The following is a 22,372-nucleotide window of genomic DNA, read 5'->3' on the forward strand; positions in this document are numbered from 1 at the left end:
CGGGGCTCGCAGCGCCCGCACACCCCCCCCCCGCGGGCGGGGGGGCGGGGGCCGCGGGGTTCTGGGGGCGGGGGGGCGGGGGGCGGGGCCCGCCGCCCCCCCCCCCCCTGGACCCCACCCAGCAGGCCGTGGTCGACCACCCCGGCGGTCCGCTGCTGGTGCTCGCCGGCCCCGGCACGGGCAAGACGACCACGATCGTCGAGGCGGTCGCCGCCCGCATCGACGCCGGCGTCGACCCCGAGCAGATCCTCGTCCTCACCTTCAGCCGCAAGGCCGCCGCGGAGCTGCGCACGCGGGTGACCGCCCGGGTGGCCCGGACGATCCGCGAGCCGCTGGCCCGCACCTTCCACTCGTACGCCTTCGGGGTGCTGCGCCGGGCCGCGGTGCTGCGCGGCGAGCCCCCGCCGCGGCTGCTGACCGCGGCCGAGCAGGACGCCGTCGTCGCCGAGCTGCTGCGCGGCGACGCCGAGGAGGAGGGCGCCGTCCGCTGGCCGGCCGAGCTCGCCCCCGCGCTGGCCACCCACGGCTTCCGCAGCGAGCTGCGCGAGTTCCTGCTGCGGGCCACCGAGCGCGCGGTCGGCCCCGAGCAGCTCGTCGCCTGGGGCCGCGAGCTCGGGCACGAGCACTGGGCGCACGCCGCGGCCTTCCAGGAGCAGTACGAGCGGGTCACCGCGTTCGCCACCGCCGCCCGCGGCGACGCCTCCGGCTACGACCCCGCGGAGCTGGTGCGGGCCGCGATCGACGAGCTCGCCGGCGACCCCGAGCTGCTGCGCCAGGAGCGCGAGCGCGCCCGCTGGCTGTTCGTCGACGAGTACCAGGACACCGACCCGGCCCAGGTGGAGCTGCTCGACCTGCTCGCCGGGGGCGGCGGCAACCTGGTCGCAGTCGGCGACCCCGACCAGGCCATCTACGCCTTCCGCGGCGCCGAGCCGCGGGGCATCGTCGAGTTCCCCGAGCGCTTCCGCCACCCCGACGGGCGCCTGGCCGAGCGGCACTCCCTCGGCGTCTGCCGCCGGTCCGGCGAGGAGCTGCTGCGCATCAGCCGCCAGGTCGCCGAGGGCCTGCCGGGGCCGTGGGAGCACCGGCGGCTGCGGGCCGGGGAGGGCACCCCGCCCGGGTCGGCGGAGGTGCACGTGTTCGCCTCGGCCGCGGTCGAGGCGGCCTACCTCGCCGACCTGCTGCGCCGGGCCCACCTGCTCGACGGCGTGCCGTGGTCGCGGATGGCGGTCGTGGTGCGCAGCGCCGTCGCGCTGGCACCGCTGCGCCGGGCGCTGGCCCAGGCGGGCGTGCCGGTCGCGGTCTCCTCCGACGACCTGCCGCTGGCCGCGCAGCCGGCCGTGGCGCCCTTCCTCTCCGCGGTGTCGGCGCTCCTGCCGGCCACGCCCCGCGGCAGCGAGCCGGTCGGCCTCGACGAGACGGCCGCCGAGGCGCTGCTCGCCTCGCCGCTGGGCGCGGCCACCGTGCTCGACCTCCGACGGCTGCGCCGCGCGGTGCGGATCGCGCTGAACACCCGCGGCGTCGACCCGGCCGAGCGCGGCACCCCGCTGGCGACGGCGCTGTCCGACGACACGCTGCTGGCCGAGCTGCCCGAGCACGTCGCCCGGCCGGCGTTGCGGGTCTCCGCCGTCCTCACCGCCGGGCGCATCGCCCTCGCCGACGGCGGCACCGTCGAGGACGTGCTGTGGGCGATGTGGCAGCGCAGCGGCCTGGCCGGCCGGTGGGCGCGGCTGTCCGCCGCCGGCGGGCAGGCGGGCGCGGTCGCCGACCGCGACCTCGACGCCGTCGTGGCGCTGTTCGACGCGGCGGCGGGGTTCGTCGACCGGCTGCCCTCGGCCGACCCGCGGGCCTTCCTCGACCACCTCTCCGCCCAGGAGCTGCCCGGCGACACCGGCGCGGCGCGCGCGGTGCAGACCGAGACGGTCCGCCTGCTCACCGCGCACGCCTCCAAGGGCCTCGAGTGGGACCTCGTCTGCGTCGCCGGGGTGCAGGAGGGCATCTGGCCCGACCTGCGCGACCGGACGACGCTGCTGGCCGCCGAGGACCTCGTCGAGCGGGCCGCCGGCGTCGACGGCGCCGGCGTCGACCGGCGCACGCTCGCCCTCGCCGAGGAGCGGCGGCTGTTCTACGTCGCCTGCACCCGCGCCCGGCGCCGCCTCGTCGTCAGCGCGGTGCAGGGCGCCGTCGACGGGCCGGACGCCGGGGCCACCCCGTCGCGGTTCCTCGACCTGGTCGAGCAGCCGCCGGAGGGCGGCCGGACGCTCACCGAGCTGCCGCGCTCGCTCACCCTGCCCGCGCTGGTGGCCGCGCTGCGCCGCGCCCTCACCGACCCGCAGACGCCGGCGCCCCGCCGGTCGACGGCGGCCTCGGTGCTGCGCCGGCTCGCCGACGAGGGCGTGCCCGGCGCCGACCCGGCCAGCTGGTGGGGGCTGGCCGCGCTCTCCGACGACGCGCCGCTCGTCGACCCCGACGAGCCGGTGCGCGTGCGCCCGTCCGCGATCGAGGGGTTCCGCCGCTGCCCGCTGCGCTGGGTGCTCGGTGCGGTCGGCGCCGAGCCCGCGCCCGACGCCAACCGCACCGTCGGCACGGCGGTGCACCAGGTGGCCCAGCGGGTCGCCGAGGGCCTGCCCGCCCAGGACGCCCGGGCCGCGCTCGACGCCGAGCTCGACCAGCTCGACCTCGGCCCCGGGTGGGCCGACCAGCGGCAGCGGGCCACCGCGCACGAGATGCTCGACCGGTTCGTCGCCTGGCACGGCCGCAACCCGCGCGAGCTGGTCGCCGCCGAGGCCGACTTCACGGTGCAGGTGGGCCGGGCGCGGATCAGCGGCCAGGTCGACCGGCTCGAGCGCGACGCCGACGGCCGGCTGTTCGTCGTCGACCTCAAGACCGGGAAGACGCCGGCCCGCACCGAGGAGCTCGAGCAGCACGGGCAGCTGGCCGCGTACCAGGTGGCGATCGTCTCGGGCGCCTTCGCCGAGCACGGCACCGACACCGGCGGCGCCGCCCTGCTGCAGGTGGGCTCCGGCAGCAAGGCCAAGGAGCAGGCGCAGGACCCGCTGCCGGACGACGTCCCGGTGACCGAGACCTGGGCCGGCGAGCTGCTGGCCACGGTCGGCGAGGGCATGGGCGCCGGCACGTTCGAGGTGCGCACCGGCAGCTACTGCGACCGCTGCCCGTCGCGGCGCAGCTGCCCGCTGCACGAGCGCGGCGGCCAGGTGACCCGGTGAGCGTCGAGCAGCTCTCCTTCGACGACCTGTTCGGCGAGGAGCCGCCGCCGGAGGCCCCGGAGCTGCTCAGCCCCGCCGAGGTGGCCCGCCGCTGCGGGCTTGCCTACGCGCCGTCCGACGAGCAGGCCCGGGTCGTCGCGGCACCGGCCGACCGCCCGCTGGTCGTCGTCGCCGGCGCCGGCTCGGGCAAGACCGAGACGATGGCCGCGCGGGTGGCCTGGCTGGTGGCCAACCGGGTGGTCGAGCCCGAGGCGATCCTCGGCCTCACCTTCACCCGCAAGGCGGCCAGCGAGCTCAACGAGCGCGTGCGGCTGCGGCTGGGCGCGCTGGCCCGCCACCCCGACACCGACGCCGAGCTCGCCGAGCGGCTGGCCATCGCCTCCCCGACGGTGTCGACCTACCACGGCTACGCCGCCTCGCTGGTCGCCGAGCACGGCCTGCGCATCGGCATCGAGCCCGGCGCCGGGGTGCTCGGCCCGGCCATGTGCTGGGGGCAGGCGGCCGCGGTGGTCGGCGCCTACACCGGCGACATGAGCGACGTCCCGCTCACCCTGCTCACCACCGTCGAGGACGTCCTGGCGCTGGCCGCCGAGCTCGGCGAGCACGACGTCACCCCCGCCCAGCTGCGCGCGTGGACCGAGCACTTCGAGCGGCGGGTGCGCGGCTACCCCGACGCCCCGCGCAAGCGCGGGGTCTACGCCGACGTGCAGAAGGTGGTCGACCGGCAGCGGGCGCGGGCCGCGCTGCTGCCGCTGGTCGAGGGGTTCCAGGCGCGCAAGCGCGCCGCCGGCGCGATCGACTACGCCGACCAGGTCGCCCACGCAGCGCGGATCGCCGTCGCCGCGCCGGAGGTCGGCCGCCGCGAGCGGGCCCGCTGGCAGGTGGTGCTGCTCGACGAGTACCAGGACACCAGCGTCGGGCAGCTGCGCATGCTCGAGGCGCTCTTCGGCGGCGCCACCGGCCACCCCGTGCTCGCCGTCGGCGACCCGCGCCAGTCGATCTACGGCTGGCGCGGGGCCTCGGCCGGCACGATCGAGCGGTTCCCGCGCACCTTCCCCGGCAGGGACGACGCCCGCGCCGAGCGGCTCACCCTCGCCACCAGCTGGCGCAACGACCGGGCCGTGCTGGCCGTGGCCAACGCCGTCGCCCGGATGCTGCCCGAGCCGGCCGAGCCGCTGCCCGACCTCACCGCCGCGCCCACCGCGGGCGCCGGCACGGTCGAGGTCGGCCTGTACGACACCGTCGCCGAGGAGACGCGGGCGCTGGCCGACCGGCTGGCCGGGTGCTGGCACGCCGATCCCGACCAGCGACCGACGATCGCCGTGCTGGCCCGGGCCCGCAAGCAGTTCCACGGCATCGCCACGGCGCTGCGCGAGCGCGGCGTCCCCGTGGAGGTCGTCGGTCTCGGCGGGCTGCTCGCCGTGCCCGAGGTCTCCGACGTCGTCGCGACCCTGACCGTGCTGGTCGACCCCACCGCCGGCGACGCGCTCGGCCGGCTGCTCACCGGGGCCCGCTGGCGGATCGGCCCGCGCGACCTGGCCGCGCTCGACGCCCGCGCCCGCGCGCTGGTGCGGGCCCGGCACCACGACGCCGAGGACGGCGGCCCGCGCGAGCGGGGCAGCATCGTCGAGGCGCTCGACGACCTCGGCCCGGCCGACGCGTACTCGATGGCCGGGTACCGGCGGATGCGCCGGCTCGCCGGCGAGCTGGCCCACCTGCGCACCCGCATCGGCGAGTCGCTGCCCGACCTGGTCGACGAGGTCGCCCGCACGCTGGGCCTCGAGACGGAGCTGGCCAGCGCCCCCGACGTCAGCCCGGCCGGCGCCCGCACCCACCTCGACGCCCTGCACACCGTCGCGGCCGAGTTCGTCGAGCTGGCCGAGCTGCCGTCGCTGCCGGCGTTCCTGGGGTACCTGCGCGACGCCGAGGAGCGCGAGCGCGGCCTCGAGCCCGGCGAGGTGGCGGTCAACCCCGAGGCGGTGCAGCTGCTCACCGGCCACTCCGCCAAGGGGCTGGAGTGGGACGTCGTCGCCGTCCCCGGCCTGACCGTCGACCAGTTCCCGGCGAAGACCGACACCAGCGACTCGTGGATCAAGGACCCGGGCGCGCTGCCGGCCGACCTGCGGCTGACCGACCGGGAGGAGCTGCCCGCGCTGGTGCTGCCGCCGCCCGGCTCGGGCGACCAGGCCGACGTGAAGGCCGCGCTCGAGGACTACGTGCAGGCCTGGCGCGACTTCGGCTCCGAGGAGGAGATCAGGCTCGGGTACGTCGCGGTGACCCGCGCCAAGCGGCTGCTGGTCTGCTCGGGCAGCTGGTGGCGCGACGGCAAGAACGTGTGCGGGCCCTCGTCGCTGCTGCTCACCGCCAAGGACGCGTGCGAGTCCGGCGCGGGCGCGGTCGTGCACTGGGCGCCGCCCCCGGCCGACGACGCGACCAACCCGGCGCTGGAGGAGTGGCCGGTGGGCAGCTGGCCGACCGACCCGCTGTCGGCCGGCCGGCGCCGCGCGCTCACCGCCGCCGCGGAGCTCGTCCGCGCGGCCGTGCCGCACCCGCTGGACCCCGCGCGCGTCGTCGGCGAGCAGGACGCCGAGGTCGAGCAGTGGTTGCGCGACGCCGACCTGCTGCTGCGCGAGCGGGCGCAGCACGCCCGCCCCACCGTCGACGTCCCGCTGCCCTCGCACCTGTCGGTCTCGGCGCTGGTCACCCTGCGCCGCGACCCGGCCGAGCTGGCCCGCCGGCTGCGCCGCCCCATGCCCGCCGCGCCCGCGCCGCAGGCCCGCCGGGGCACCGCCTTCCACGCCTGGCTGGAGGAGCGGTTCGGCTCGGCGCGGCTGCTGGACCTCGACGAGCTGCCCGGCTCCGGCGACGAGCTGGCGGCCCCCGACGGCGCGCTGGCCGAGCTGCAGGAGGCCTTCCTCGCCAGCGCCTGGGCCGACCGGACGCCGATCGAGGTCGAGGTGCCCTTCGAGACGCCGCTGGGCCCGCTGACCCTGCGCGGCCGGATCGACGCCGTCTTCACCACCCCCGACGGCGGCTTCGAGGTGATCGACTGGAAGACCGGCCCGCCGCCGAGGGGGGCCGAGCTCGCCGCCGTCGGGGTGCAGCTGGCCGCCTACCGGCTCGGCTGGTCGCGGCTGACCGGGGTGCCGGTGGAGCGGGTCAGCGCCGGCTTCCACCACGTCGCGGCGGACGTGACGCTGCGGCCGGTCGACCTGCTCGACGAGGCCGGCCTGCTCGCGCTGGTCTCCGGCACCGCGGCGCCCGACGAGGAGGAGCCGCCGCCGGAGGACTGGTGACCCTCGCGGTGCGGTCGCCACCCTCGCCGTCCACCGCGAGGGGCGCGACCACACCGCGAGGGTGACGCCTCAGGACGACGCGATCCGGTCGAGGACCGCCGTCGCCAGCTCCCGCGGCGCCTGCTCGGGGATCCAGTGCGTCACCCCGGGCAGCTCCACGAAGCGGTAGTCGCCGGTGACGTGCCGCGCACACCCCTCCGCGGCGGTGCGGCCGATGGCGGCGTCGCCGTCGCTCCACACGTAGGTGGTCGGCACCGCGACGTCGTCCACCGGGGTGGCCGAGCTCATCGCCCGGTACCAGTTGAGCGCGGCGGTGAGCGCGCCCGGCGCCGAGAGGACGGCGAGGTACTCCTCGACCGCCTCGGCGGGGATGCCGGTCTGCTCCTGCGGGCCGAGCATCCGCCGCAGCCGCCGCATGCCGTCCTCGAGCAGCACCTCCTCGGCCTTGCCGGCCTGCCAGAACAGCCGGATGTACGCGGAGCGCTCCTTCTGCTCGGGATCGCCGCGGTAGGCGGCGGTGTAGGCCGCCGGGTGCGGTACCGACACGGCGGTCAGCGAACGCACCCGGTCGCCGTGCCAGGCGGCGAGCGCCCAGGCCACGTTCGCGCCCCAGTCGTGGCCGACGACGTCGGCGCGCGGGATCCCCAGCACGGTCATCAGGTCGGCGGTGACCTGCGCCAGGTTCGTCGTCGCGTACGCGTCCACCTCGGCCGGCCGGGCGCCGGGGGAGTAGCCCAGCTGGTCGGGGGCGTAGGTGCGCAGGCCGGCCTCGGTCAGCAGCGGCGTCACCTTCGCCCAGCAGGCGGACGTCTCGGGGAAGCCGTGCAGCAGCAGCACCGGCCGCCCGTCCTCCGGCCCGTCGACCCGGACGTCGAAGGTCAGGTCACCGACGTCGGCCTCGAGCAGCTCACCGGGCATGACCCGGACGGTAGCCGCCGCGCCGCCCGGCTACCGTCGGAGCCCGTGACCAGCCCCGAGCGCGCGTTCGTGTCCGCCCACCTCGACGACCTGCACGCCGACCTCGACGCCTGGCTGCGGATCCCCTCGATCTCGGCCGACCCGGCGCACCGCCCGGACGTCGCCCGCAGCGCCGAGTGGCTGGCCGAGGCGCTGCGCCGGGTGGGCTTCCCGACGGTGGAGATCTGGCCCACGCCCGGCGCCCCCGCCGTCTTCGCGGAGTGGCCGTCGGCCGATCCCGGCGCCCCGGTCGCGCTGGTCTACGGCCACCACGACGTGCAGCCGGTCGACCCGCTGGAGCTGTGGGTGCACCCGCCGTTCGAGCCGACCCGCGTGGACGGTCCCGACGGGCCGGAGCTGCACGCCCGCGGCGCGATCGACGACAAGGGCAACGTCGCGATGCACCTGCTCGGCATGCGCGCGCACCTGGCCGCGACCGGCCGCGACACCCCCGCGGTCACGGTCAAGCTGCTCGTCGAGGGCGAGGAGGAGTCCGGCTCGCCGCACTTCGCCGACCTGCTGCGCCAGCACCGCCAGCGGCTGGCCTGCGACGTCGTCGTCGTCAGCGACACCGGCATGGCCGCCCCCGACCTGCCGAGCGCGGTGACGTCGATGCGCGGCCTGGCCGCCGCCGAGATCACCCTGCGCGGACCCGCGGTCGACCTGCACTCCGGCTCCTTCGGCGGCGGCGTCCCCAACCCGCTGCACGCGCTGGCCTCGCTGCTCGACCGCCTGCACGACGAGCAGGGCCGGGTGACCCTGCCGGGCTTCTACGACCGGGTGCGCCCGCTGTCCGACCGCGAGCGCACGCTGATGGGCCGGCTGCCCTTCGACGAGGGGGAGTGGCTGGCCGGCCCGGCCGCCTCGCGGGTCGCCACCGGCGAGGCGGGGTTCACCACGCTGGAGCGGATCGGCGCCCGCCCGACCGCCGAGGTCAACGGCATGTGGGGCGGCTACACCGGCCCCGGCTCCAAGACCATCATCCCGGCCGAGGCGCACGCCAAGGTGACCTTCCGGCTGGTCGCCGACCAGCGGCCGGAGGACATCGGGCCGATGCTGCGGGCCTGGGTCGCGGCCAACGTGGCCGAGGGCATCGCGGCCGACGTGCACGTGGAGGCCGGCGGCGTCGCCCCGTGCGCCAGCGACCTCGACTCGCCGTGGATGGACGCGCTGCTCGCCGCCATCGCCCGGGCCTGGGACGGCCGGCCGGAGGACGTGCTCTTCATGAAGGAGGGCGGCAGCGGTCCGGAGGCCGACCTGGTCGAGCAGCTCGGCGCGCCGCTGGTCTTCCTCGGCGCCGGCCTGCCCACCGACCGGATCCACTCGCCGAACGAGCGCGTGCTGCTGCCGATGCTGCACCGGGGCGCCGAGGCCGCCGCCCACCTGTGGCGGGAGCTGGCGGGTGTCCGCCGCGGCTGAGGGTGCCCTGCCGGGGCGGGTCCACGACCTACAGTGCTCGGCGTGACCGGACCTGGGGACTCCGCACCGGCGCCGGGGTGGTACCCGGACCCCGACGGCGCGCCGGGCTACGTGCGCTGGTGGAACGGCGTCGGCTGGTCGGACGTGACCACGCCCGCCGGCCCGGGCGTGGCGGTGCAGCGCTCACCGGTGCTCGCCCCGCCGGCGCCCGAGCAGCCCGCGGCGCCCTCGCCGGTGCCGCCGCCGTCGTCCCCCCGTCCGTTCCCCACCGGGTGGGTGGTCGGGCTGTCGGTGCTCGCGCTGGTCGCCGTCCTGGTGGTCGGCGTGCTGGTGGGGCGTTCGGGCGGCGGCGGGTCCGACGTGGCCGACCCGCCGGGCCCCGTGCCGACCGCCCCGGCGGGCCCCACCTTCCCGCCGGGCACCGTGCGGATCATCGACGAGGTCTCGGGGCTGTCCTACCCGTGGCTGGGCGAGAACTGGTTCGAGTGGGACCTCGGCAGCCAGTTCGAGACGACGGCCATCGCCGGGCAGTACTTCACCACCCAGGAGGAGGTGCCCGACGGCGGCATCTTCATCGCGCAGTGCACCTCGGGCCCGGTCGCCGAGGGCTACGGCTGGGCCGGGCCGTCGACGCTGCAGAGCACGCTGGTGCAGCTGGCCGACAGCGTGCGGGCCAACTACTACCCCGGCCCGAACGAGCGGACGGTGCTGCGCGACGAGGCCCGCACCGTCGACGGGCACGCGGCGCACCTCTACGAGTTCCAGCTGTCCTGGGACGTCGCCGGCTACGACTCCACGGGGGAGCGGGCCGCGATGCTGCTGGTCGACGTCGGCCGCGCCGCGCCGGCGCTGCTCTACATCTCCATCCCGAACACCCACGCCGAGCTCTACGGCGTCATCGACCAGGTGCTGGGCGACGTCGAGGTGCTGTGACCCCGCGGTCCTCCGGACCGCACCGCGGCCAGGCGCGGTCCCCGGGTCGCGCCGAGCCGCTGCTGCCGCGTCCCGCCTCGGGAACCCTTCGGGTCCCGCTCGTCGCCCGCCTGTTCCCGGCTACTGTCGTGGCGTGACAGCAGCTGGGGCCGAACTCACCCTGCGGCACCCGGTGGAGCGCTTCTCGCTCGAGAACGGGCTGCGCGTCGTCCTCGCCCCCGACCGCAGCGTGCCGGTCGTGGCGGTGAGCGTGTTCTACGACGTCGGCATGCGCAACGAGCCCGAGGGCCGCACCGGATTCGCCCACCTCTTCGAGCACCTGATGTTCCAGGGCTCGGCGCACGTGCCGAAGATGGAGCACGCCCGCCTGGTCCAGGCCGCGGGCGGCACGTTCAACGGCTCGACGCACCAGGACTACACGAACTACTTCGAGGCGCTGCCGGCCGAGGCGCTCGAGCGCGCGCTGTTCCTCGAGGCCGACCGCATGACGGCCCCGGCCATCACCGAGGAGAACCTCCGCAACCAGATCGACGTGGTCAAGGAGGAGATCCGGGTCAACGTGCTCAACCGGCCCTACGGCGCCTTCCCGTGGCTGCAGCTGCCGCAGATCGCCTTCGAGAGCTTCGCCAACACCCACGACGGCTACGGCTCGTTCGTCGACCTCGAGTCCTCGACCGTCGACGACGCCGCCGACTTCTTCGACAAGTACTACGCGCCCGGCAACGCCGTGCTCTGCATCGGCGGTGACCTCGACGTCGCCGAGACCGAGAAGCTGGTCCGCCGGTGGTTCGGCCCCGTGCCGGCCCGCGAGGTGCCGCCCCGCGTCGCCACCGGTGAGCCGTCCCCGACCACCGCCCGGCGCGGCGTCGTCGAGGACGCCCTGGCCCCCGCGCCCGCCGTCGCGATCGGCTGGCGGGTGCCCGACCCGGTGGGCGACCTCGACACCTACCTGGGCACCGTGCTCCTCGCCGAGATGCTCAGCGAGGGCGACGCGTCCCGGCTGGAGCGCCGGCTGGTCCACGACGACCGGATCGCCATCGCGCAGAGCAGCTACGTCGGCCTGTTCGGCGACCCCTTCGACGTCCGCGACGCCACGCTGCTCACCACGCAGGTGCACCACCCGGCCGCCGTCGACGTGGAGCGGGTGCTGGCCGCGATCCACGAGGAGGTGGCCCGCGTGGCCGACGACGGCGTCCCCGCCGAGGAGCTGGCCCGCGTGCAGGCGCGCACCGAGGCGCAGCTGCTGCGCCAGGCCGACTCGGTGCTGGGCCGCACCCTCGGCTTCGCCGCCGCCGAGCTGGTCCACGGCCGCGCCGAGCTGGCCGGGGAGCTCGCCGCCCGGCTGGCCGCGGTGACGCCGGAGCAGGTGCAGGTGGCCGCCGGCGGGCTCGACCCGGGCACGGCGGCGGTCCTGGAGCTGCGCGCCACCGGAGGGGCCAGGTGAGCGCCCCGACGCTGGACCTGTCGCTCATCCCGCCGCTGGGGGAGCCACGGCCGCAGCCGGCGCCGCCGGTCACCGAGACGGTGCTGCCCACCGGCCTGCGCGTGGTCGTCGTCCCCCGGCCCGGGGTGCCGCTGGTCGAGCTGCGGCTCCGGGTGCCGTTCGCGGCCGCGAGCGCGCGCAGCGCCGCCACCCACACCGCCCGCGCCGCCGTCCTCTCGGGCGCGGTGCTGCTGGGCACCGCGCAGCACGACCAGACCGAGATCGCGCAGCTGCTGCAGGGGCACGGGGCCGAGCTGTCGGTCTCCGCCGACCCCGACCGGCTGCTGTTCTCGACCACCCTGCTGCCCGAGGGGCTGCCCGCCGTGCTGGGCCTGCTCGCCGAGCTGCTCACGGCGGCCACCTACCCCAACGACCGGGTGGAGGGGGAGCGGGCCCGCGTCGCCGAGCGCATCGGCATCGCCCGCTCGCAGCCGGGTGTCATCGCCCGCACCGCGCTGGCCGCCCGCCGCTACGGCAACCACCCCTACGCCCTGCAGCTGCCGACGCCGGACCTGGTCATGGCCGTCCGCAGCACCGCCCTGCGCACGCTGCACCGCGACCGCGTGGTCCCGGCCGGGAGCACGCTCGTGCTCGTCGGCGACCTCGACCCGCAGGCGGCCACCGACGCCGCCGGCACGGCGCTGGCCGGCTGGTCGCGCGACGGCGAGGCGGTCACCGCGCCGCCCGCGCCGCTCGCCGAGCCGGGGGCGCTGGAGGTCGTCGACCGCCCGGGGGCGGTGCAGTCCAACCTGCGCCTCGGCGGTCCCGCGCCCGGCCGCACCGATCCCGACCTGCCCGCCGTCCGGCTGGCCAACATGGTCTTCGGCGGCTACTTCTCCTCGCGGCTGGTCGAGAACATCCGCGAGCGGCGCGGCTACACCTACAGCCCGCGCAGCACTGTCGACCACCTCGCGGCCGCGTCGTCCTTCCTCGTCGAGGCCGACGTCGCCACCGAGGTGACCGCGCCGGCGCTGCTGGAGACCTGGTACGAGCTCGGGCGCATGGCGCTCACCGCGGTCACCGAGGCCGAGCTCGACGGCGCCCGCCGGTACGTCCTGGGCAGCATGGCGCTGTCGACGGCGACGCACGCCGGGCTGGCGAGCACCCTCTCGGCGCTGGTGGGGGCCGGGCTGTCCACCGACTGGCTGGCCGAGCACCAGCGGGCGCTGGCCGCGGTCACCGTCGAGGAGGTCCGGGAGGCCGCCCGCCGCTACCTCGCGCCGGCGGCGCTGACCGCCGTGGTCGTCGGCGACGCCGGGCAGATCGCCGAGCCGCTGCGCGCGCTCGGCCCTGTGCAGGTGGCGGCGGCCGAGGGATGAGCGCGCCGGGCAGCACCCCCGCCGACAACCCGCCGGTCGACCGCGCGGTCTGGCCGGCCGGCACCCGGGGCACGACCGGCGCCGTCCCGGTCCTCTCCCGCTCGGCCCACGACCGCGGGCACCGCCGCCGCGACCTCGACGACCCCACCGGTGGCCGGCCGGTCCGAGTCCTCACCGTCGACGAGCGGCGCGCCGTCCCGGTGCACGAGGGGCCGGCCGGGCCGCAGCTGGTCTGGGACGAGCAGCCGGACCTGCCGCTCGGCGCGGTGTACCTGGGCGAGGCCGACGGCGTCCCCTACGCCGCCGTCCGCGGCGAGCGGGCGCTGACCGTCAACGGCCGCCCGGTGGACACCTGGACCGGCCTGCGGGAGATCGGGGCCGACCTCGGCGACCTCGACGCCGGCCTGCTCGCCGAGGCGATCGGCATCCTCGAGTGGCACGAGCGCAACCGGTTCAGCCCGCTCTCCGGCGCCGCCACCACGATCGAGCGGGCCGGCTGGGTGCAGCGCGACCCCGAGACCGGCGCGGAGCTGTTCCCCCGCACCGACCCGGCGGTGATCATGCTGGTGCACGACGGGGGCGACCGCTGCGTGCTCGGCCGGCAGGCGGTGTGGCCGCCGGGGCGCTTCTCGATCCTGGCCGGCTTCGTGGAGCCGGGGGAGTCGGCCGAGGGCGCCGTCGCCCGCGAGGTCGCCGAGGAGGTCGGCCTGCGGGTCACCGACATCCGCTACGTGAGCAGCCAGCCGTGGCCGTTCCCGCAGTCGCTCATGCTCGGGTTCACCGCGCGGGTGGACGGCGACGACGCCATCCGGATCGACGAGGACGAGATCGAGGAGGCCCGCTGGTTCACCCGGGACGAGCTGCGCTCGGGCAACGGGCCGCGGGCGCTGCCGCCGCCGGTGTCGATTGCCCGGCACATCATCGACCGCTGGGTCGAGGGGCGGGTCTGACGACCGCCCACGGGGAGCGACCACCCGCCGGGGAGCGTGGGCCGCGCCGGCCGTCCCCCCGGTCGTCAGGTGCCGGCGTGCGGTGGTGCGGCGGGTAGCCGCACCGTGACGCGGAGGCCCCCGGCGGGGCGGTGGGTGAGCGTGAGCGTCCCGCCGTGCGCCCCGGCGATGCTGTCGACGATCGCCAGGCCGAGGCCGACGCCGGCGTGCCGGGCGCGTGCGCGTCCGGTGCCGCGCTGGAAGGGCTCGGCCAGCGTGGGGATGACCTCGGGCGCGAGCTGCTCGCCGGTGTTCTCCACCGTGAGCACCGCGCCTCCGGCGTGTGCGCTCGTCGTCACCCACGCGCTGCCGTGCTCGGGCAGGTTGTGGACGACGGCGTTGTGCAGGAGGTTCGTGGTCATCTGCAGCAGGAGGGCGTGCGAGCCGACGGTGGGCGTGAGGTCCCCGGAGGTGTGGACGACCACGCCGTGCGCCTCCGCGAGGGGCAGGAGCGTCTCCGCGGCCTCCTCGGCGACGAGGGACAGGTCGACGCGTTCCCGGGTGAAGGCCCGCTGATCGGCGCGGCTGAGCAGGAGCAGCGCTTCGGTGAGCGCGATCGCCCGGGTGTTGACGGCGTGCAGGCGCTCGACGAGTTCGCCGCTGTCGCGGTCCGGATCGCTGCGGGCGACGTCGAGGAGCGTCCGCGTGATCGCCAGCGGGGTGCGCAGCTCGTGGGAGGCGTTGGCGGCGAACCTCTGCTGCTCGGCGACGTGCGCCTCGAGCCGCGCGAGCATCCCGTCGAAGGCGTCGGCGAGCTCGCGGAACTCGTCCGCGCGGCCCGGCAGCTCGATGCGGTGGGAGAGGGAGCCGGTCGCGGCCTTGCGCGTGGCGTCGGTGATGCGGGTCAGCGGGGCGAGCATCCGACCGGCGAGGAACCACCCGCCCGCGAGGCCGAGCACCAGCAGGAACACCGACGTCGCGGCCGCCCGGGGGACGAAGGCGCGCACGAGGTCGGACCGGTTGGGGACGAACAGCCCGGGGCGGGACCCGAGGGGGTCGGAGGTGATGACCACGGCGTCGGGCACGTACCGCAGCAGGAACACCCACACGACCGCCAGCAGCAGGCCACCCGCGAGCATGAGGAAGCCCGCGTAGCTCAGGGTGAGCTTGAGGCGGACGCTCGCACCAGGGGCTCTAGCCACGGTCGCCTCTCCCGCCCGCGGGGCCGGGTGCCGTGACGATCCGGTACCCGACGCCGGCCACGGTGGCGATGATCCCCGGTTCACCGAGGCGTCTGCGCAGGGCCGAGACGGTGATGCGGACGGCGTTGGTGAACGGGTCGGCGTGCTCGTCCCACGCCCGCTCCAGCAGGTCCTCGGCGCTGACGACCCCGCCTTCGGCGGCCACGAGGACCTCGAGCACCGCGAACTGCTTGCGGGTGAGCGCGACGTAGCGGCCGTCGCGGTGGACCTCGCGGCGGAACGGGTCCAGCCGCAGACCCGCGACCTCCCGCACGGGCGGCCGGTGGTGCGCGCGCCTGCGGTCGAGCGCCCTGAGCCTGAGCACCAGCTCCTTCAGCGCGAACGGCTTGGTGAGGTAGTCGTCGGCACCGAGGCCGAACCCGGACGCCTTGTCCTCGAGCCGGTCGGCCGCGGTGAGCATCAGGATCGGCAGGCCGCTGCCGGACGCGACGATGTGCTCGGCGACCTCGTCACCGGAGGGGCCGGGGATGTCGCGGTCGAGCACCGCGATGTCGTAGGCGTTGACGCTCAGCAGCTCGAGGGCGGTGTTCCCGTCCCCGGCGAGGTCGGCCGCGATCGCCTCCAGGCGCAGCCCGTCGCGGATGGCCTCGCCCAGCAACGGTTCGTCCTCCACGACCAGCACCCGCATGCGCCCGAGGTTAGGGAGCCGGCACGTATCGCCGGCGTATCGGGAACGGCATACGTGCTGGCAACACGGACCTGCCTTGACTGGCCGGCATGTCCTCCAGCGAGCAGGCGCGGACGACGGCCCGACGTGCGCGGGCGACCACCGCGGTCGTCCTGGCCCTGGCCGCCGCCGCGATCACCGGGGTCCTCGGGTACCGGGCGGTGGCGGCCCCGCCCTCCTCGGCGGCGCCACCCGTCGTCGCAACGCACGGCGACGGCCGGGACGCCCCGGCGGCGGGCGTCCCCGGCCCTCAGGGCCGTGCCCCACGAGCCGGACCTGCCCTTCCCGACGGCGCGACGGTCGACGACGGCGTCGTCCCCGACGGCGTGACCGTCTTCGACGGCGGGTGGCCGGCCGTGGCCAACCTCGATCCCGCCCTCCTGGCCGCTCTCCGCCGGGCGGCGACCGCCGCCGCGGGCGACGGGGTCGAGCTCGTCGTCACCAGCGGCTGGCGATCCGCAGCGTACCAGGACCGGCTGTTCCGCGAGGCCGTCGCCGAGCACGGCTCGGAGGCGGAGGCCGCCCGGTGGGTGGCCACGGCGGAGACGTCGGCGCACGTGACGGGGGACGCGGTCGACGTCGGGCCCGCCGGGGCCACGGCGTGGCTGTCCCAGCACGGCGCCGAGCACGGGCTGTGCCAGGTCTACGGCAACGAACCGTGGCACTACGAGCTGCGGCCGGGAGCCGTCGACGACGGTTGTCCTCCGCCGTACCCCGACCCCACGCACGACCCGAGGATGCGGCGGTGACCGGGTCCCGTCCGGGCCGCGGCGCTAGAACGCCGAGATCGGACGGGTGCGCTCGGCGCGGGCCAGCGTGCCGATCAGCGCCGACTGACCGTGGCGTTCCACCGCCAGCCGCACCAGGAGGTCGCGGACCGGCGCGAACGCCTCCTCCGGGAACTCCGGGGTGGCGACGCCCAGGCTGGCGGCCAGGTCGTCGGAGTGCACGACGACCTCGACCAGCCGGGTGAGCAGGAAGTCGCGGCGGTGCAGCGCCCACCCCTGCCAGGGGACGGGGACCACCTCCTCGGCGGCGCCGGTGCGCAGCAGCTGCCGCACCATCTCCAGCGCCGACGCGGTGCGCTCGAGCAGCGCGGCCGGCCCCAGCGCCGCGTCGGCGTCGTCGGCGCTGCGGTCGTTGACCGGGTCGTCCGGCGAGGTGGCCCGCACCCAGGCCGCGCGGTGGTAGTGCGCGTCGACCGAACCGAGGACGGGCAGGCCGCCGGGCGTCAGCGGCAGCAGCTCCGCGGCCCGGACCGGCTGCCGGCCGAGGTGGCAGGCCAGGGCACCGACGGACATCCGCGGCAGCGCGCTCGGCTCCGACCAGCGCTCGGCCACCTCGGGCAGGGCGATCAGGTCCAGGGCGATCGCGGCGGCCGCCGGGAAGGCCTCGTCGGGTCCGGTGGTCATGCGAGGAGCCTGCCAGGCTCAGCCGGCGAGCCGCCCGGCCAGCACCAGGGCGGGCCGGTCGGGGTGGTCGGCCAGCACGACGGCGTCGGCGAGCGCCTCGGGGTCGACCTCGGCGTCGTAGCGGTCGAAGGCGGGCAGCTCCCACGCCTCCTCCGGAGGCGTGCGCCGGCGGCGGGCGGCGGGGCTCATCCGCAGGTGGACGGCGACGTCGAAGGCCAGGCCGAGGCCCTGCAGCAGCGCACCGGCCACCAGCACCACCCCGCCCGCGGGCATGGGCTCGCGGGCGGCCCGCGCCGCGCGGTCGCGTCCGAGGTCCCAGAGCACGGGCAGGTACAGCCCGCTGCCGCCGGGCCCGAGCGGGTCGAGGACCTCCCGGGCGAGCGCGCCGGCGTCGAGCCAGTCGGTGTAGCGGGCGTCCGGGTCGGTGCGGCCGTGCTCGAAACGCAGCGACGCCGGGCGGTAGAAGCCGACGGCCGGGACGACGACCGCGGCCCGGCCCAGCGCCGGCAGCCGGTCGGCGACCGCGGTGGCGAGGTCCGCGGGCCCTGCGGCGGGGTGCCCGTCGACGGCGACCCGCAGCGCCGTGGCGCCGGGCTCGGGCGGGAGGGCGGCCAGCGCGGCGGCGAGCCGGTCGGCCAGCGCGGCCGGGGTGAGGGGGTGCGGCCGGGTCAGGACCGGCCGTCCCCGGCGCCGGGCGCGGCAGCGGAGCGGGGGCGGGCGTGGTCGGGGCGCCGCCCGAACGGGGGCCGGGGGCGGGGCGCCGGGCCGGCCGGCACGGCGTCCCGCACGAGCGCCGGCCCGGGCTCCGGCCGGGCACGGTTCCCGGTGTCGGGAGCGGCCTCGGTAGCGGCGTCGTCGTCGGGGAGGGACTCGAGGACCTCGCGGGCCAGCTCGTGCACGGGGCGGCCGGAGGAGCGGGCCGAGCGGCGCAGGTCCTCGAAGGCGGTGCGCGGGCTGACGCCCTCGCGCTCGGCCAGCACGCCGATCGCGCGCTCGGTGGAGACCCGCGCCGCCAGGGCGTGCTCCAGCTGGGCGACGGTGCGCTCCAGCGCCGCGATCCGGGCGTCGCGCGGGTCCTCGGCGCCGGCCTCGTCGGTGCGTCCGCGGGCGGAGCGCCGGGCCGTCCGGTCGGGCTCGCAGGGGATGCCGAACTCCTCGCCGAGGAGGTCGGCCAGGGAGAGCCCCTCGACGAGCGAGGAGACGGCCGTGGCGCCGTCGGGGCAGACCACCGACCAGCCGCGCCCGGTGCGGACGACGGCGACGAGCGCGTCGGCGCCCGCCGGCAGCTCGGGCGGCTGGACCGTTTCAGGGCATGCCGCAGCGGCGCCGGTGCGTTCACCGCGCACGCTCATCCCGGGACCCTCCACGGGCTGACCCGGCCGCAACGGCCGGACCGGGGCGCGGCCGCGGTCGCGGCCCGCCACGGGGCGATCATGCCCCCTGGGGGGTCGCGGACCGGGGATCACGCGCCGTTCAGCTCCGATGACTGCGCGAGAGCGTTCTTGACCTGGTCGATGCTGGGGTTGGTCAGAGCGGTCCCGTCGGCGAAGACGAGCGTCGGGACGGTGCGGTTGCCGCCGTTGGCCGCCATCACCAGGTCCGCCGCCTGCTCGTCGGTCTCGATGTCGACCTCCGAGAACTCGATGCCCTCGCGCTGCATCAGCCTCTTGAGCCGAGCGCAGTAGCCGCACCACGTGGTGGTGTACATGGTCACGGCGGCGGTGGCGGCAGTCATCGGTCGGGATCCTCCTGGATGCGTGCGCGTGGGTCCACCCCGGGGGGTGGACAGGTGTCCGGGAGTTGAACGCGGGGCTCCTGGGGATGCTTCCCGCCGGACGTCGGCGGCGGCTGGGAGTATCGGTCCGGCGGGTGCGAGCAGAGGGGAGCCGGGATGCCGGGGATCGGCGGGGCGACGGGGACCGTCTCCGGTGCGGAGGCGGTCCTCGCCGGGCTGGACGACGAGCAGCGCGCCGCGGCGCAGGCGATCTCCGGGCCGGTCTGCATCCTCGCCGGCGCGGGCACCGGCAAGACCCGGACGATCACCCACCGGATCGCCTACGGCGTCCACCGCGGGGCGTTCGTGCCCGAGCAGGTCCTCGCCGTGACGTTCACCGCCCGGGCGGCGGGGGAGCTGCGGCAGCGGCTGGCCGCCCTGGGCGTCGGCGGCGTCCAGGCCCGCACCTTCCACTCAGCGGCCATGCGCCAGCTGCGCTACTTCGCCCCCAAGGTGCTGGGCGGCCCGATGCCGGGCCTGGTCGAGAACAAGCTGCGCCTGGTGGCCTCGGCCGCCTCGCGGGCGCGGCTGTCCACCGACCGCACCAGCCTGCGCGACCTCGCCAGCGAGATCGAGTGGGCCAAGACCACGCTCGCCACCGCCGACGACTACCCGGCCCGCGCGCAGGCCGCCGGCCGCGAGCCGCCGTTCGAGGCGGCGGCGGTCGCCCGCGTCTACGAGAGCTACGAGGCGGCCAAGCAGCGCGAGGGCGTGCTGGACTTCGAGGACCTGCTCCTGGTCACCGCCTACGCCCTCGAGGAGCACCCCGACGTCGCCCGGCAGGTGCGCGCCCAGTACCGGCACTTCGTCGTCGACGAGTACCAGGACGTCAACCCGCTGCAGCAGCGGCTGCTCGACGCCTGGCTCGGCGGGCGGGCAGAGGTGTGCGTCGTCGGTGACCCCAACCAGACGATCTACTCGTTCACCGGCGCCGACCCCGACTACCTGCTCGGCTTCGCCGACCGCTATCCCGACGCCGAGGTGGTCAAGCTCGAGCGCGACTACCGCTCCACGCCGCAGGTGGTCGGGCTGGCCAACAAGCTGATCGGGCAGGCGCCGCGGCGCAAGGGCCTGCCGGGCCTGCGGCTGCTGGGCCAGCGCGCCGAGGGGGCGGAACCGGTGTTCCGCGAGCACCCCGACGAGCCGGCCGAGGCCGCGGCGGTGGCCGCGCGCTGCCGGGCGCTCATCGACGCGGGCACCCCGGCCTCCGAGATCGCCGTGCTGTTCCGGATCAACGCGCAGTCGGAGGTCTACGAGAACGCGCTCACCGACGCCGGCGTCCCCTACGTGCTCAAGGGCGGCGAGCGGTTCTTCGAGCGGCCCGAGGTCCGCGAGGCGATCGTGCTGCTGCGCGGCGCCGCGGCCGGCGGCAACGAGCCGGGGATGCTCGTGCCCGCGGTGCGCGACGTGCTCGCCTCCATGGGCTGGGCCGAGCACCGGCCGCCCGCCGGCGGCGCGGCCCGCGACCGCTGGCAGTCGCTGGCCGCCCTCGTCGACCTCGCCGTCGACCTGGTCGCCGAGAACCGGACCCTCGACCTCGCCGGCTTCGTCGCGCACCTGGCCGAGCGGGCCGACGCCCAGCACGCCCCGACCGTGCAGGGCGTCACGCTCGCCTCGATGCACGCCGCCAAGGGCCTGGAGTGGGACGTCGTCTTCGTCGTCGGCCTGGTCGACGGCGTCGTCCCGATCGCCCAGTCGCTGTCGCGGCCCGACGCCGTCGAGGAGGAGCGGCGGCTGCTCTACGTGGCCGTCACCCGGGCGCGGGAGCAGCTGACGTTGTCCTGGTCGCTGTCCCGCAACCCGGGCGGACGGCGGTCGCGGCCGCGCAGCCGGTTCCTCACCGGGCTGGCGCCGGAGTCCGCGCCGACCGCGCCCCCGGCGCGGCGCGCGGCGAAGAAGCAGAAGGTCGTGCTCGAGGGGGAGGCGGGGGAGCTGTTCGAGAAGCTGCGCGCCTGGCGCAGCCAGGCCGCGCAGTCCGCGTCCGTCCCGGCCTACGTGGTGTTCAGCGACGCCACCCTGCAGGCGATCGCCGAGAGCCGGCCGTCGAGCCTGCGGGAGCTCTCCGGGCTGCCCGGCATCGGCGCGAAGAAGCTCGAGCTCTACGGCGAGGACGTCCTCGCCACGGTGAGCGGCTGACCTCGCAGAGCGACGGCGAGACGGGCCGGAGCCGGTTCGCCGACCCCGTCGGGGAACTCTTCGTTAATTGCGTTGACCGTTCCAGCGGGCCAGCCCTACTGTCCTGTCTGCGCTCGAGGGAACCCCTGGGGCGTCCAGACCTGAGACGGCCGGCGGGCCGCGCTCCGACCCCGGGAAGGAGGGGGCACTGATGACCACCAACACCATCTCGTTCGCTCCCGCCTGGGTTCCCGGCACGGGGAGCGTCGTCGTGCGCCCGTACGCCTGCGCCGCCGTCCGCCCGTCCCTGATCGGCGCCCTCGCCGATGCGCAGGGGACCGGTGTGCCCTTCGCCGCCGCGCAGCGGCGCCGCGGCCCGGTCATGGGCTTCGAGCCGGCCCTGCTGCCCACCCAGAAGCACGACGGCACCACCCCGAACGACGGCACCACCCCCCTCGGGATCCACTCCCCGGGGAGACCGCAGAGCTAGCCGCTCGCCGGTCCTCCTCCGAGGCCGCGGAACCCGAGACCCGGGATCCGCGGCCTTTTCGATGTCCGCGGCTCTCGGCCCCGACCACCGGTCGGCGGGCCCCCGCCGGCCGTGACAGGACGAGAACGAGGAGGAGAGCGGCAGTGATGCAGACGATCGCCCACCGCCGTACCGGGCTCCCCCGGTCAGGTGGCCCCAACCCGAGACGGCCCCGGTCGCCGCTGCCCCCGGCACCGGTGCGGCGCCCGCTGCCGTGCCGGGTCGAGGACCCGGAGCTGTGGTTCGCCGAGAGCCCGGCCCAGCTGGAGCAGGCGAAGAGCTTCTGCGCCGAGTGCCCGGTGCGCGCGGCCTGCCTGGCCGGCGCCCTGGACCGCGGCGAGCCGTGGGGCGTCTGGGGTGGCGAGATCTTCGAGCGCGGGGTCGTCATCCCGCGCAAGCGGCCGCGGGGTCGCCCCCGCAAGGAGGTCGCCGCATGAGACGGCAGCGACCGACCGCACCCGTCCGCAGCACCTTCCCCGCCCGCCGCGCGGGGAGCAGGGATTCGAGACCGAAGGAACGATCATGAGCCTCATCGAGCAGGACCTGGTCCGCAGCCACCTCCGTGACCTGCAGGCCGACGCCGACGCGTACGCCCGTGCGCGCCGGGTGCGTGCCGCCCGCAGGTGGGCCCGCCGCGCGGAGTCCGCGTCGCGGCGCGCCGCCCGGGCCAGCGCCGCCGTCCGCTGACGGCGACCTCCCGCGGGGACCTCTCCCCGCACCCGCCGGGGCCGGGTCCCGGACGCTCCCGGTGCGTCCGGACCCGGCCCCCCGTCCGTCTTCTCCTCGAGCCCCGGCCGGGGCAGAGTGGGGTGGTGGCCGCCGAGGAGCTGACCTGCACCGGCTGCGGACGCGCCGGGGACGCCGGCGACGTCGCGGCCGGGTGGTCGCTCAGCCGCCCGGCCCGGGCGACCGGGCGCACCGGTCCCCGCACGTCCGACGAGCTGCGGACGACGGCGCTGTGCCCGCACTGCGCGCGCCGGCACGTCCGCGACCTCGAGGCCCGGCTGGACCCCTGAACGACCCGCTGCCCCACCGCTCGCCGGCGCTGCAGAC

The 22,372-nt window shown here is 76.9% G+C and carries 20 protein-coding genes; 13 read left to right on the forward strand and 7 right to left on the reverse strand.

Annotated features, from left to right (window positions below; translation table 11 throughout):
* Positions 1-107: 107 nt before the first annotated feature.
* On the forward strand, positions 108-3,224 hold the full coding sequence (locus tag ACI78S_RS22840; protein ID WP_456977295.1) for an ATP-dependent helicase: 3,117 nt from the start codon (positions 108-110) through the stop codon (positions 3,222-3,224).
* A complete protein-coding gene (locus tag ACI78S_RS22845) occupies positions 3,221-6,520 on the forward strand; it encodes an ATP-dependent helicase (protein WP_456977269.1) in 3,300 nt (1,099 codons plus the stop codon). The genes ACI78S_RS22840 and ACI78S_RS22845 overlap by 4 nt, the downstream gene beginning before the upstream one ends.
* 69 nt (positions 6,521-6,589) lie before the next feature.
* Here ACI78S_RS22845 and ACI78S_RS22850 read toward each other — a convergent pair whose 3' ends face one another.
* Complete coding sequence (locus tag ACI78S_RS22850) at positions 6,590-7,438, reverse strand: alpha/beta fold hydrolase (protein WP_456977270.1); 849 nt, start codon at positions 7,436-7,438, stop codon at positions 6,590-6,592.
* A gap of 45 nt (positions 7,439-7,483) precedes the next feature.
* Between ACI78S_RS22850 and ACI78S_RS22855 the strand changes: the two genes are divergently transcribed.
* From ACI78S_RS22855 to nudC, 5 genes are all read left to right on the forward strand, one after another.
* Positions 7,484-8,896: a M20/M25/M40 family metallo-hydrolase gene (locus tag ACI78S_RS22855; protein WP_456977271.1), complete on the forward strand. Its 1,413-nt coding sequence runs from the start codon at positions 7,484-7,486 to the stop codon at positions 8,894-8,896.
* 42 nt (positions 8,897-8,938) lie between these two features.
* On the forward strand, positions 8,939-9,829 hold the full coding sequence (locus tag ACI78S_RS22860) for a DUF2510 domain-containing protein (protein WP_456977273.1): 891 nt from the start codon (positions 8,939-8,941) through the stop codon (positions 9,827-9,829).
* Positions 9,830-9,962: 133 nt separating this feature from the next.
* Positions 9,963-11,273, forward strand: coding sequence for a M16 family metallopeptidase (locus tag ACI78S_RS22865; RefSeq protein WP_456977274.1), 1,311 nt, complete (start codon positions 9,963-9,965; stop codon positions 11,271-11,273).
* A complete protein-coding gene (locus ACI78S_RS22870; RefSeq protein WP_456977275.1) occupies positions 11,270-12,631 on the forward strand; it encodes a M16 family metallopeptidase in 1,362 nt (453 codons plus the stop codon). The genes ACI78S_RS22865 and ACI78S_RS22870 overlap by 4 nt, the downstream gene beginning before the upstream one ends.
* Complete coding sequence (gene nudC / locus ACI78S_RS22875; protein ID WP_456977276.1) at positions 12,628-13,581, forward strand: NAD(+) diphosphatase; 954 nt, start codon at positions 12,628-12,630, stop codon at positions 13,579-13,581. Before ACI78S_RS22870 ends, nudC begins: the two co-directional genes overlap by 4 nt.
* A 65-nt stretch (positions 13,582-13,646) precedes the next feature.
* Here the strand turns inward: nudC and ACI78S_RS22880 are convergent, their stop codons facing one another.
* On the reverse strand, positions 13,647-14,762 hold the full coding sequence (locus ACI78S_RS22880) for a sensor histidine kinase (RefSeq protein ID WP_456977277.1): 1,116 nt from the start codon (positions 14,760-14,762) through the stop codon (positions 13,647-13,649).
* The gene (locus ACI78S_RS22885) at positions 14,755-15,450 is read right to left on the reverse strand and encodes a response regulator transcription factor (protein WP_456977278.1); all 696 of its coding nucleotides are present in this window, start codon (positions 15,448-15,450) and stop codon (positions 14,755-14,757) included. Before ACI78S_RS22885 ends, ACI78S_RS22880 begins: the two co-directional genes overlap by 8 nt.
* 89 nt (positions 15,451-15,539) lie before the next feature.
* Between ACI78S_RS22885 and ACI78S_RS22890 the strand changes: the two genes are divergently transcribed.
* Complete coding sequence (locus ACI78S_RS22890; RefSeq protein ID WP_456977279.1) at positions 15,540-16,238, forward strand: M15 family metallopeptidase; 699 nt, start codon at positions 15,540-15,542, stop codon at positions 16,236-16,238.
* A gap of 24 nt (positions 16,239-16,262) precedes the next feature.
* On the opposite strand, the gene ACI78S_RS22895 is transcribed toward ACI78S_RS22890, so the two are convergent.
* The 4 genes from ACI78S_RS22895 to ACI78S_RS22910 all read right to left on the reverse strand — a co-directional run bounded on the left by ACI78S_RS22895 (position 16,263) and on the right by ACI78S_RS22910 (position 18,636).
* Positions 16,263-16,901, reverse strand: coding sequence for a maleylpyruvate isomerase N-terminal domain-containing protein (locus ACI78S_RS22895; RefSeq protein ID WP_456977280.1), 639 nt, complete (start codon positions 16,899-16,901; stop codon positions 16,263-16,265).
* Between the two features lie 18 nt (positions 16,902-16,919).
* On the reverse strand, positions 16,920-17,225 hold the full coding sequence (locus ACI78S_RS22900) for a hypothetical protein (protein ID WP_456977281.1): 306 nt from the start codon (positions 17,223-17,225) through the stop codon (positions 16,920-16,922).
* A gap of 344 nt (positions 17,226-17,569) precedes the next feature.
* A complete protein-coding gene (locus ACI78S_RS22905; RefSeq protein ID WP_456977282.1) occupies positions 17,570-18,253 on the reverse strand; it encodes an ANTAR domain-containing protein in 684 nt (227 codons plus the stop codon).
* A gap of 110 nt (positions 18,254-18,363) precedes the next feature.
* Positions 18,364-18,636, reverse strand: a complete 273-nt coding sequence (locus ACI78S_RS22910) for a mycoredoxin (RefSeq protein ID WP_456977283.1) — start codon at positions 18,634-18,636, stop codon at positions 18,364-18,366.
* A 156-nt stretch (positions 18,637-18,792) separates the two neighbouring features.
* Between ACI78S_RS22910 and ACI78S_RS22915 the strand changes: the two genes are divergently transcribed.
* The 5 genes from ACI78S_RS22915 to ACI78S_RS22935 all read left to right on the forward strand — a co-directional run bounded on the left by ACI78S_RS22915 (position 18,793) and on the right by ACI78S_RS22935 (position 22,335).
* On the forward strand, positions 18,793-20,811 hold the full coding sequence (locus ACI78S_RS22915; protein WP_456977284.1) for an ATP-dependent helicase: 2,019 nt from the start codon (positions 18,793-18,795) through the stop codon (positions 20,809-20,811).
* Between the two features lie 190 nt (positions 20,812-21,001).
* Positions 21,002-21,280, forward strand: coding sequence for a hypothetical protein (locus tag ACI78S_RS22920; protein ID WP_456977285.1), 279 nt, complete (start codon positions 21,002-21,004; stop codon positions 21,278-21,280).
* 236 nt (positions 21,281-21,516) lie between these two features.
* Complete coding sequence (locus tag ACI78S_RS22925; RefSeq protein WP_456977286.1) at positions 21,517-21,756, forward strand: WhiB family transcriptional regulator; 240 nt, start codon at positions 21,517-21,519, stop codon at positions 21,754-21,756.
* A gap of 85 nt (positions 21,757-21,841) precedes the next feature.
* On the forward strand, positions 21,842-22,006 hold the full coding sequence (locus tag ACI78S_RS22930; protein WP_456977287.1) for a hypothetical protein: 165 nt from the start codon (positions 21,842-21,844) through the stop codon (positions 22,004-22,006).
* A 125-nt stretch (positions 22,007-22,131) separates the two neighbouring features.
* Positions 22,132-22,335, forward strand: coding sequence for a hypothetical protein (locus ACI78S_RS22935; RefSeq protein ID WP_456977288.1), 204 nt, complete (start codon positions 22,132-22,134; stop codon positions 22,333-22,335).
* Positions 22,336-22,372: the final 37 nt, after the last annotated feature.

The sequence above is a fragment of the Geodermatophilus sp. SYSU D00815 genome (assembly GCF_054050035.1).